Source organism: Priestia megaterium NBRC 15308 = ATCC 14581 (assembly GCF_000832985.1).
GTDB lineage: Bacteria > Bacillota > Bacilli > Bacillales > Bacillaceae_H > Priestia > Priestia megaterium.
In genome coordinates, this window is record NZ_CP009920.1 from 39,078 (window position 1) to 50,157 (window position 11,080).

13 protein-coding genes are annotated in these 11,080 nt (G+C 38.7%); 4 read left to right on the plus strand and 9 right to left on the minus strand.

All coding sequences use genetic code 11. The features are described from left to right. Positions 1 to 158 precede the first annotated feature (158 nt). The 3 genes from BG04_RS00675 to BG04_RS00685 all read right to left on the minus strand — a co-directional run bounded on the left by BG04_RS00675 (position 159) and on the right by BG04_RS00685 (position 4,376). A complete protein-coding gene (locus BG04_RS00675; RefSeq protein ID WP_034650678.1) occupies positions 159 to 3,197 on the minus strand; it encodes an efflux RND transporter permease subunit in 3,039 nt (1,012 codons plus the stop codon). A gap of 120 nt (positions 3,198 to 3,317) precedes the next feature. Beyond that, positions 3,318 to 3,770, minus strand: coding sequence for a DUF6188 family protein (locus BG04_RS00680; protein WP_228459512.1), 453 nt, complete (start codon positions 3,768 to 3,770; stop codon positions 3,318 to 3,320). Positions 3,771 to 3,806: 36 nt separating this feature from the next. After that, positions 3,807 to 4,376: a TetR/AcrR family transcriptional regulator gene (locus tag BG04_RS00685; RefSeq protein ID WP_034650675.1), complete on the minus strand. Its 570-nt coding sequence runs from the start codon at positions 4,374 to 4,376 to the stop codon at positions 3,807 to 3,809. A gap of 260 nt (positions 4,377 to 4,636) precedes the next feature. Here BG04_RS00685 and BG04_RS00690 point away from each other — a divergent pair, with 260 nt between their 5' ends. After that, the gene (locus BG04_RS00690) at positions 4,637 to 4,930 is read left to right on the plus strand and encodes a DUF3817 domain-containing protein (RefSeq protein ID WP_013083888.1); all 294 of its coding nucleotides are present in this window, start codon (positions 4,637 to 4,639) and stop codon (positions 4,928 to 4,930) included. Between the two features lie 47 nt (positions 4,931 to 4,977). Here BG04_RS00690 and BG04_RS00695 read toward each other — a convergent pair whose 3' ends face one another. Both BG04_RS00695 and hutI read right to left on the minus strand, forming a co-directional pair. Further along, positions 4,978 to 5,352 (minus strand): DUF7674 family protein, encoded by a 375-nt coding sequence (locus BG04_RS00695; RefSeq protein WP_034650672.1) that lies wholly within the window; start codon positions 5,350 to 5,352, stop codon positions 4,978 to 4,980. A gap of 76 nt (positions 5,353 to 5,428) precedes the next feature. Continuing rightward, positions 5,429 to 6,706, minus strand: a complete 1,278-nt coding sequence (hutI, locus tag BG04_RS00700; RefSeq protein WP_034650669.1) for an imidazolonepropionase — start codon at positions 6,704 to 6,706, stop codon at positions 5,429 to 5,431. Between the two features lie 413 nt (positions 6,707 to 7,119). Here hutI and BG04_RS00705 point away from each other — a divergent pair, with 413 nt between their 5' ends. Next, positions 7,120 to 7,383 carry a hypothetical protein gene (locus tag BG04_RS00705; protein WP_013057818.1) on the plus strand — a complete coding sequence of 88 codons (264 nt, stop codon included), beginning with the start codon at positions 7,120 to 7,122 and terminating at the stop codon, positions 7,381 to 7,383. A 34-nt stretch (positions 7,384 to 7,417) separates the two neighbouring features. Here the strand turns inward: BG04_RS00705 and BG04_RS00710 are convergent, their stop codons facing one another. The 3 genes from BG04_RS00710 to BG04_RS00720 all read right to left on the minus strand — a co-directional run bounded on the left by BG04_RS00710 (position 7,418) and on the right by BG04_RS00720 (position 9,436). Further along, the gene (locus BG04_RS00710; RefSeq protein WP_034650667.1) at positions 7,418 to 8,245 is read right to left on the minus strand and encodes an LCP family protein; all 828 of its coding nucleotides are present in this window, start codon (positions 8,243 to 8,245) and stop codon (positions 7,418 to 7,420) included. A gap of 133 nt (positions 8,246 to 8,378) precedes the next feature. Next, positions 8,379 to 8,921 (minus strand): GNAT family N-acetyltransferase, encoded by a 543-nt coding sequence (locus BG04_RS00715; protein WP_016764789.1) that lies wholly within the window; start codon positions 8,919 to 8,921, stop codon positions 8,379 to 8,381. A gap of 101 nt (positions 8,922 to 9,022) precedes the next feature. Then, positions 9,023 to 9,436, minus strand: a complete 414-nt coding sequence (locus BG04_RS00720; RefSeq protein WP_034650665.1) for a hypothetical protein — start codon at positions 9,434 to 9,436, stop codon at positions 9,023 to 9,025. Between the two features lie 185 nt (positions 9,437 to 9,621). On the opposite strand from BG04_RS00720, the gene BG04_RS00725 reads away from it, so the two are divergent. Both BG04_RS00725 and BG04_RS00730 read left to right on the plus strand, forming a co-directional pair. Continuing rightward, positions 9,622 to 10,401: an undecaprenyl-diphosphate phosphatase gene (locus BG04_RS00725; RefSeq protein WP_034650663.1), complete on the plus strand. Its 780-nt coding sequence runs from the start codon at positions 9,622 to 9,624 to the stop codon at positions 10,399 to 10,401. A 1-nt stretch (position 10,402) separates the two neighbouring features. Beyond that, on the plus strand, positions 10,403 to 10,741 hold the full coding sequence (locus BG04_RS00730) for a hypothetical protein (RefSeq protein ID WP_034650661.1): 339 nt from the start codon (positions 10,403 to 10,405) through the stop codon (positions 10,739 to 10,741). 29 nt (positions 10,742 to 10,770) lie between these two features. Here the strand turns inward: BG04_RS00730 and qoxD are convergent, their stop codons facing one another. Continuing rightward, positions 10,771 to 11,079, minus strand: a complete 309-nt coding sequence (gene qoxD, locus BG04_RS00735; protein WP_013057824.1) for a cytochrome aa3 quinol oxidase subunit IV — start codon at positions 11,077 to 11,079, stop codon at positions 10,771 to 10,773. Position 11,080: the final 1 nt, after the last annotated feature.

The window sequence follows — 11,080 nt, forward strand, 5'->3', positions numbered from 1 at the left end:
ACAAGACATTTAATCATTTTTTGTAAATAATGATTTTATATAAAAAAGAAGCGGCGCTCGAAAGCGCCGCTTCTTTTTCTATAATATAAGGGGTTAAAACGTACTTTTATTATAACATATAGTCTATGGTCATATTTTCCTCTATTAGAAAATAGTTCTTATGTCGTTTCTTTTTCCAGCTGCTTTTCTCTTTTCACTTGCTTTGCGAAGAAGAGTTCGTATACCACTGGAATAATAATTAAGGTAAGAAGGGTAGATGACGCAAGCCCTCCGATTACCGTGATAGCTAAGCCTTTTGAAATCAGCGTTCCGCTTGATGTAGTAAGCGCCAGCGGAATTAATGCAGCAATGGTAGCAAATGCCGTCATTAAAATTGGACGCAAGCGCGTTTTCCCAGCTTCAATAAGGGATTCGCGGATCGTCATGCCTTTTTGTTCACGATTTTGGGTAATTCGATCTACAAGCACAATCGCGTTTGTTGTAACAATTCCAATCAGCATTAAGAACCCAATCATTACGCTGACAGACAGCGGTTCTTTTGCAAGGACTAGACCAACTAACGAACCGATTGGCACAAAAATGAGTGACGATAAAATGATAAATGGAATACGCGCTTTTCCAAACGTAACGAGCATCGTTAAATACACAAGACCGATTGCTGTTAAAATAGCTAGACCTAGAGATTGGAAGACTTCCACTGTCTCATCGCTTCCGCCTCCACCGTCCAAGCTCACATCTTTTGGCAAGTCTAACTTTTTCACTTCATCTACAACATCTTTGGTCACAGCTTGAACATCATCGCCTTTAATGTCTGCTTCCACTCGCGCAAATACTCTGCTGTCAAGCTTTTGAATAGAAGTGAACGTATCAATTGTACGAACGTCAGCAATATCTTTTACTAACACAGGTCCTCGTTCTGTAAATACTTGAAGATCTTTAATTTCTTTTACTGAACTAAGGTCTTTATCGTACGAAAGCTGAACCGCTCGTTTTGCATTATCTAATTTTAAGTCTCCGACGGATACCGGTTTGGTTTGGTCGGAGATTGTACCAAGCAGCTGAAATCCAGATACTCCGTACTCTGCGGCTTTATCAGGATCTACTTCTACTACAAGCTGCTTTTGCTTATCTGAGAAGTTATTTGTTACATATTTAAGACGTTTGTCTTTGTTTAAGTGGTTTTCCACTTGCTTAGCTGCCTTTTGCAAGTCATCTAAATTAGAAGAATATAAATCAACGGTTACGTTATTATTTGTAGGAGGCCCTCCTGTTGATGCTTCTTGTACATTAACTGTTGCTTTCGGTGATTCTTCTTTCGTGATGCTTTCCATTTTCTTTTGAACTTTATCAATAAACGTATCAACGTTCACGCCTTCTTTTACGTTCAAGAAATAGCCAACTTGGTTCGAGCGTTTTACACCTGTTGAAAAGTCGCGTGATCCAACTTCCGTAGTCACATCTGAAATTTCATTTTGATCCGCAAACATCTTTTCAATTTTTAAAGATACATCGTTTGTTTTTTCAAGTGATGTAGATGCCGGTAATTGAACGTTGGCCTGAAGCATTTTTTGTTCTTCATTTGGAATAAACGTAAAGCCAAGTGAAGGAACAAGCGCAAATGAGCCAAACAGTAAAATAAAGGATAAAATTAAAATTTTGATTTTATGATTAAGCGACCATGCAATCGCTTTTGCATATCCGCGCTGCATCTTTCCTTCTTTTTCTTCAGGCGGTACTTTTTTAAATGCAAACTTTGCTAAAATCGGCACGATTGTAATCGCTACAAGAAGAGAAGCTAACAGTGAAAAAACAACTGTTAAGGCAAACGGCAAGAAGAACTCTCCTGTAATTCCTCCTACAAAACCGATTGGCAAGAATACGACAACCGTTGTAATCGTAGACGAGGTGATAGCTTTTAAAATCTCTTTTGTGGACGATTCGACAAGCTCGTTGCTCATGCCTTCTTCTGAACGGCGAACGCGTCTAAAAATATTTTCAATCACAACAATACTGTCATCCACTACGCGCCCAACGGCTACAGCCATTCCGCCTAGTGTCATAATGTTAAGTGAAATATCAAGCTGGTTTAAGAAAATAGCTGATACTAACAGCGATAATGGAATCGATATAATCGCAATGATCGTAGCGCGGAAGTTACGCAAGAAAATCAGCACGGCAAGTGACGCAAATAATGCTCCGAGCAATCCTTCGCGTACTAATGTTTCAACAGACTTTTCAATGCCGTCAGCTGAGTCAAAGCCGATTGCGTAGTCTAACTGATCGTCATATTTTTTCAAAATTTTCATCGTTTCGCTCGCCACTTCAACCGTATTAGCATCTTGTTTTTTTGTGATGGCCATCGACAGTGCATCTTTGCCGTCATAGCGTGTATATTCGCCTTGGTCTGTTACGGCTTCGACTTTGGCAATATCGCCAAGCTTCACAGGCTTTGCTTCAGGATTCATCGTAGATTTCAGCTGGATTTTCTTTAATGCATCGATCGTCGCAACTTTTTCTTCTACTCGCACTGGAATTTGAAGCTCTTTTCCGTTTAATGTTCCTGCTGGGAATGAAACAGCTTTTTGATTAATTTGTTCTTTCATCTCATCAAGCGTTAAGCCAGCTTGAGCTGCTTTTTCTTTATCGACCGTAATTTGTAAAAGGTCCTCTTTCACGCCGCCAACTGAGACGGAGTTAATACCTTGAATTTTATTCAATTCAGGAATTACTTCATCATTTAATACTTTTTCAAGATTTGCATCATCTTTCGCAAACAGTGAAATGTTGAAGATCGGGAATGAACCAAATGAAAAACGGTTTACGTCTACATTTGATGACTCTGGTAAATCTAATTCTTTTATCGACGAGTTAATTTGCTGTTCAACTTTATCTAAATCCGTATTAAACGGGAATTCTAAATTAATAATACCGACGTTTTCGTACGATACGCTTTGTACGCTTTTAACGCCTTCAATTCCTTTCACTTGGTCTTCGATTTTCGACGTGACGCTTTCATTTACGTCATCAGGAGAAGCCCCGGGATACGTTGCTTCAATGGACAGCTGCGGAAATTCGATATTCGGCAGTAAATCAATTTTTAGTTTTGAAAATGAATATAGCCCCGCTAAAATAAGTAAAAATGAAACGATAAACACAGCTACTGCATTTTTCAAACTAAATCTCGTCAAAAAATTCATCTTTTTCCTCCGTTACGTAACTAAGTTATTTGAGAAGCCTTCATCCTTTAATAGCTGCAGACCCGTTTTATTTTTTTAACAATTTTAGAGTACCCGCGGGTCAGTTTTTCGCGAAAAAACTCACCTCCTTTCATGTGCTGATGAACTCTCTATAAAAACTGAAATTTGATGGTCGCATGCTCCCCCTGGCAGCGAGATAAAGGAAAAGCCGTCTTGACCATATAAATCCCAACCTTCGAAAAAAGAGCTGTCGTGAAACATATCTAGCGCATACCCATTAGAAAATGTAATTCGAAGTATACCGATATCTTCATACCACTGTATAGAGATAATGTGCTGGCCAAGCAGCAGTGCTTCGACTTGCTGACGCTGCTCGGCAGAATGTAGCGATTTCCAGTCCGCTTGACCAAGCAAGATGCTGCGTTTGTTTTTTAGTCTCCATGGACATTCTGCCACAAGTCCACCTTTACTAAATCCAAGAGAAAACGGCAGGGTATTGTCTGTGTTAACCTTGGTAACGGTTTGTTCTTGAAAATATGAAAAATTAATTACTGTGCTGCTGGTATTCATCATATCCCTCCATTATCAACCAGTACCGACGAGTCATTTTTAGCTCTCAAAGTAGCAGCCTTCAATGTATAAGTTCACAATGAACTCCGCATAGTTCATGATATCTTCTTCTGTTATATCATCATTGGAAACGATATCCATCCTATACCCATTTAACATGCTGCAAAACGCTTTTGAGTGTAAAAAAGCATTTTTTATTTTCTGCTCTTCAATCAATTTAGCAACAAGCCCGTGATAATCCTCAAAAAATTGATGAAGACGCCCCATCATTTCTGGCATTTGGTGAGGGGCTTGCCAAAAAGAGTCGGGATATTTTTTAGTTTCGTAAAAAAAGAGCAGATGATGCTTCGCAATTGAATACAGCTTTTCATGAAAAGTTTGGCATTCATCCGTTCTTCGCTTTGCATGATACAAAAACTCATCAAACGAACGATTGTTCACAGCGATATAAAGCGACTCTTTAGACGAAAAGTACAAGTAAAGCGTTCCTTTAGATACACCCGCTAGTTTAGCAATATCAATCATTTTTGCTTCATAGTAGCCTTTGGATCCGAACACTTCAAAAGCAGCATCTAAAATTTTCTCTCTCTGCTGTTTTCGGTTTGTCATGGTAAAAAATCCTCTCATACGTTTTCGATACTATACATATAAAATAATTAAAATAACTTGTCAACACGTAGTGTGCTCTTTTATCCCTTGCATCACAAGAGTATGTCAGTTTTTTAAACAAAGCACTTCTATAGAGCAAATTAAAGCGTTTTCGACTTTTTTGTGACAGATACAAATGATGCTTGTATCTGAAGAGCTCGCTATGGTACATTTTTGTCATTGATACAGAAATTTATTCCGTCGTTACGGGAGGAGAAAACATGGTTCTTACATCACCAATCGGTCGCCTGCGTTTAGTAGGAATTTTAGAAGGAATTTCATTTTTACTGCTGCTTGGCATTGCTATGCCGCTAAAATATGCAGCAGGCATACCAGAAGCTGTATCAGTTGTAGGCGCAGCACACGGTGCACTTTTTGTGCTGTACGCTCTTGCAGTAGTTCATGTAAAATTCGCGCATAAATGGTCAATCGGCCGCTCTTTATTTGCATTTCTTATGTCGGTTATTCCATTTGGTCCTTTTATTTTAGAGAGACAGCTGAAAAAAGAACAGTAAAAGAAAAGAACGTCATGGACATCATGTTTCCATGACGTTCTTTTTCCTTACTGTCCACCACTGTTTTCGCTAAAATGGTCAATCGTTTTCCACCACTTCAGTGAGTGAGGTTTTAATAGCATTCCAATTTCTTCTGGGCTAATTTGCTGATCTATAATCATTTCATGCATTGCTTGAAAGAGTCCCGTTGTAACAGCTTCTTTCACATCAGCTTCACCTTCTATATACAGCTGTTCAATCGCTTCAAATACGTCCGGTTCACGCTGGAGCTGGCCGTTATATTCAAGAGAGATTAAATGACCCGCAACACGGCTTAATTCATGCTGCAGCTCTTCTTTATCGTTGAGGTCCACTTCTTCGCTTGGCTCAAAAGATGGGCAAGCTTCTTTTAGTAATGGAATAACATTTTGTTTTGTAATCATATCTAAATTCCCTGCCTTTGCATGTGTGACGAATTCTCTATTTCTTTACCCTTTTCTCTTTTTCTATAAACTTGTTTTACAAAACTTTTCCGTTTTCTACAACTACTTTTCCTTTTTTCACTACGCAGTCAATATGATTTAAGCCATACTGATATTGAAGGGTTCGATAACTAGGGACATTAAAAATCGCTAAGTCAGCCTGTTTTCCGGCTTCAATACTCCCAATCTTATCTCCTTGATTAATAGCATGAGCTGCGTTAATAGTTGTGGCTACAAGCACTTCTTCAGGACTCATGTTCATATTCATACATGCCAGGTTCATCACAAATTGCTGTGAAGTCGTTGGAGACGAACCAGGATTGCAGTCTGTAGAAAGAGTAACCGGCACTCCTAAATCGATCATTTTTCTAGCATCTGGCCATTTCATTCCAACAAATAAGGAATTCCCCGGTAAAAGTGTCGCTACGATCCGCTTTTCAGCCAGTTTCTTTAATCCTTCATCAGAAGCATACAAAAGATAATCTGCTGATATCGCTCCTACCTCTGCTGCGAGCTCCGCTCCTCGGCAGTATTCAAAGGGGTCGGCATGTATTTTAGGAAGCATGCCATGGCTTTTCCCGGCTTCTAGTATTTCTTGACATTGTTTGAATGAAAAAGCATTTGGAAGACATACAGCATCATTAAATGCTGCAAGCTTATAAGAAGAAATTTGAGGAATCATTTCGTGAATAAGTAAACTGACGTATTTCTGCGTATCTTTTTTATATATAAGAGGTACGACGTGTGCGCCTAAAAAGGTACTTATTACATCAACTGCGTGCGTATCGTTCAGCATTTTAGCGATTTGCAGCTGCTTTAGTTCTGTTTCTAGTTCTAAGCCATACCCGCTTTTCACTTCTATAGTTGTGACTCCGTGAGCTAGAAAAGACGTAAGACGCTCATAGCTCTGCTGATAAATCCGGTACGCATACTCTTCCTGTGTTTGAACGACAGTGGAGTGAATACCTCCACCTTCTTCTAATAAATCCAAGTAAGAAGTTGGCCTTTCAAACCGCCTATAAAATTCTTCTTCACGCGAGCCAGCGTACACAGCGTGTGTATGGGGATCAATCAGACCCGGAGTCACAATTTTATGAGAAGCATCAATAATCGTTGCGTCATTTCTTTCCCTTTCATATTTTTGTTCTAGCTCTTTTGTTGTACCTACGGTCACAATTTGATCTCCTTCTATCCAGACTGAGCCATTTTCAATCACCGTTAAGTTTCTCATTTCTCTTCCAGCTAAAGGACCTTTATTTTCTTTGACCGTTACAACTTGCGAAGCATTTTTAATCCATAGCGCTTTTTTTGACATCGTTGAATTTCCCCCTTTTCTAGCGTGTACCACGTTTTGGGGCCTCATGTTTACCGTAAACTCATTTAGATTCACCTACACATTTCGCACCTCTGCCTTCTTTCTTGTAGGTAGAAATTTGAAAAAGCATGTCCATGGTCTGAAAAGCGTGTTTTTAAGTCTTTAAAGCTAGATAACTTATAATTTTTTCAATTATATATGCTTTTAGACCCTTCTTTTCTCCGTTTTATTACTTATTAATTCTCGTTTTATCCAAATATATCCCTATATACTAAATCTTTTATCACATGTATTTTATAAATATCACGGCGATTTCCCCTCAACAGGATAAATAATAGATTTCTAGGAATAGAACGTTTATAATATTCTTTGAAGTTTTACTTTTAGAAAGATTCACTAATGGAGGAAGAAATATGATTGTCAACTATAAAAACCAAGCAACCGGTCATCGCATGAATAACGGCTGGAATCTTTTCTATGCGTCAAACTTAACGATGTGGCGCAAAGATGAAAAGTATTTGCTTTTAGATGAAAACCAAGATGTAGTGATGATCTTTGGCTTTAAAAAAGACGAAATCATTCTAGATAAATTGCAAACGTGGGGCTATACATTTGGTGTCCATCCAGAGAAAAAACAAATTTCCTGCTTGCAGCGTCAAGAAGAAATTGGTGAATAAAAAGAGGGCTGAATTTCTTCAGTCCTCTTTCTTATTAATGGGTTTGTTGAAACATAGCGCTCAGCTGTTTTTTTTCAGATGGTTTGACAACATAATACCATGTACCATCTACCATTTGTCCTTCTCCTTTTACGGTTACCGTTTCGAAATCAGGCCGGCCCTTCTTAATAACGTTATACATCGTAAATGCATCGCTGACATCAATATTCGTTCGAATATGCTTCTTTACAAGCGTGAGGAGACTTGGAATGTTTTTCACCGTTGACATGTTCATTCCTTTATCTAATAGAGCTTCCACTACTTGGCGCTGGCGATTATTTCTACCTAAATCTCCTTTTGGATCTTCGTGTCTCATCCGCACATAGGCAAGAGCTTTTTCGCCGTTCAACGCATTTTCTCCTTCAGGAAAGATAAATGAATCAAACACAAAAGGAAACGGGTTCTTAACGTATACTCCGCCAAGTTCATCTACTACATCTTTAAAGCCTTCCATATTTACTTTCACATAATAATCGACATCGATATCTAAGAAGTTCTCAACCGTGCGCACGGTTAAAGGAATGCCTCCGTATCGATAAGCATGATTAATTTTCTCATCCGGTCCTTTTCCATCAATGTGCACGCGCGTATCTCTAGGGATCGGCATAACTTTTGCTTTATTGTGGCTCGTATCTAAGTTGACCACCATTAATACATCTGAGCGGCCTGTATCTCCTGGCCTTTCATCTACGCCCATAACCAGTACATTAAACGAGTGAGGCTGCTCTTTAGCAGATGTTTCCTGTTGATAGGCAATTCCAAATCCAGCGGTTCCTAAAAGTAAAATACATGCCGCTAAGATCCCTATTTTGTATTTTTTCATTCATACGGTCTCCTTTACACGTCACTTACTCTCTATATGCCTTAATGAATGAAAATTTATACCTTTTTAGAGAAATTTAAGCATACGTCAAAAAAGCCTGCTTGTTGAGAAGCTGGCTTTTCACTAGTAGATTTTAGCTTGATTTTTGATGCACATCACGCTGTGCCCATTCACTTTCTAACATACTCATTTCAATTAAGCTCCAGTACTGTCCATCTACAAGCCGGACATCTCGAAGAAGGCCTTCGCGTGTAAAGCCAATTCGTTCATAGGACTGAATCGCCCGCTCGTTAAAATCAAAGACGCCGAGCGAAATTCGGTGAAGACCCAGTTCTTCAAAACCGAAAGCTAACACTTTTTCAAACATGTGCGAGCAAAGCCCTTTTCCTCTATACTCTTCACCAAGCAGCACTCGGCCAATTCTTCCTGTTTTATGATAATAATCAATATGAGCAAGAGAAATATGCCCAATAAGCTGTTCATTTTCATCTATGACGGAAAAAGCATAGGTAGAAGCACCATCTTCATTTGCATATCGAATGTAGTGTTTTAACTGTCTAGGAGTAAGCGGAAAAGAAAAGCTAGAGCCGCTCCATTGCACCATAAATGACTCGGAGGGAATCCAATCCATTAGCTGTTTAAAGTCTTTTTTGGAGAACGGTCGTAGAGCTATCACATAATTCTCCCCCTTATTATTTCTGACTTTTCTAAATATATTACATTTATCATAATAAACTGTCAACTGTCTATGTAAAAAAAAGCCATCATTTCGATGACTTATAGCTGTAATGCTTTTCTGAGAAGAGTTAAATCATGAGTGAATTCAAAAAAATAGGTTCTATTTTCATTGTCAAATACCATCATGATTGGCTTTTGGTTCGGCTCAAGAACAAAAATAACTTCACTTGCCAGCGTGTTGACCGCACTATTTTCAATTTTTAAGGCTGGATCAAGAGGTACTTTAACAAGATAGCCTTTTTTAGGAAGCGGACTTGCCTTTTTATATAAACCAGTAATGGAAGCAATACTTTTTTCAGCTTCTTTTTGAACATTTGGAGGTTTGAGCGTTGAACGAACGACTCTGCCCGTTTCAATTTGAAATATCTCTACTTTTGGCTGTTCAGCATTTACTGCCTGCGGAAAAATAAAAGCAGCGAATACGACGCATACAGCCACCCATTTTCGTATCATTTTTAGCACCTCTTTCCATTCATTGTGGATGAGATGGAGATAAGAATGGTCGTCTCTTCTTATACTATGACCTATTTTTATGTATTTATTTCACTAAATGAATGCCTATACTTCCATGTTTTTGTCATGTTCTCAGAACTTCCTCTATACACTACTAATAAGGACACGCTGTATGAGGTGATAAGATGTCGTGGTTTGAAGCATTTATTTTGGGAATCATTCAAGGGCTTACAGAGTTTTTACCGATAAGCAGCACGGGGCATTTGTATTTAGGGCGCCACTTATTTGGCTTAGACGATGCAGGATTGTATCTAGATACGATGCTGCATATGGGCACTCTGCTTGCTGTATTTGTCTTTTATAAGCGTGAGCTATGGCATATTATTCGTTATCCCTTTAGCAAGCTTACAGGGCTTTTAGTAATGGGAACGATCCCTGCAGTTGCGATTGGTCTTTTGTTCAAAGACTATTTTGACAGTATTTCTAAATCTGGCTTAACGATCGGCTGGGAATTTCTTGCGACAGGACTGCTGTTATGGTTTGGTGATTCCGTAAAAAATGGCTATAAAAAAATGGATCATATTTCATACGGAGATGCCTTTTTTATCGGCTCGTTTCAAGCAGCTGCGATATTCCCTGCTGTATCTCGATCTGGTTTAACCATGGTAGCTGCGTTAATGCGAAAATTAGACCGTGAAACAGCCGCTTACTTTTCATTTTTATTGTCGACTCCCGCCATTTGCGGAGCGGTGTTACTTCAGTTAAAAGATGTAGTCACAGGTGAAGTCGAGCAGCTTTCCGTTTTCTTTTTATTCGTTGCCACCTTTTCATCTGCTTTATTTGGTTATGTAGCGGTAAAATGGATGATCAATTATTTAAAGCATCATTCATTAAAAACGTTTGCAATTTACGTTTGGATATTAGGTGCAGTCGTGCTGATTTGTCAGTTTACGGGGGTGTTTTAAGATGAAGATGAAAGTCCGGACGCTTTTTCTAGTATTGTTTTTTGCCGGCATTTTAGTCGTGACAAGCTATGTTGATAACAATTCCCAGCAGTCGTTTAACAGTCTATCTCACCTTTCACTTGATGGAGGAGCTGTTGAAACCTCTGCAGATGAAGACAAGGCGGAACAATTAAACATGTCGGTCAAAGAAGTTCATGTTAAAACAGAAAAAAGAGGCGGATACCGAATTGAAGTGTACGAACAAGTAAATGTTTATAGAGATGATAAAGGAAAAGTAGTAAAAAAAGTTCCCACGGGAGAATATCAAACGTTGAAATATAAACTGAATGAAAAAAAATAAACCACTTACCGAAGTAAGTGGTTTTATTTTTAATGGTTAAAGTGAGCTGCAAGAATCCACAGTGTACCCACAACGATACAAAGTGCAATAAAGAAACTGTAAAGAATATTTGCAACCTGTACTTTACCATTTTCACTTTCAGTCATGTGCATGAACATTACTAGCTGCATTGCTGCTTGTAATAACGCTAGGATCATGATAAGAGTCATCGTAATGCTTCTTGATAGATCAGCTAGCACTACTAAACCAAGCGCTGCGAATGTTAAGGCTAGTGAAAGGATAAGCCCAAATACATGACTAAGCGGAAAACCTGCTTTTTGGCCTTGTTTATTTTCCATG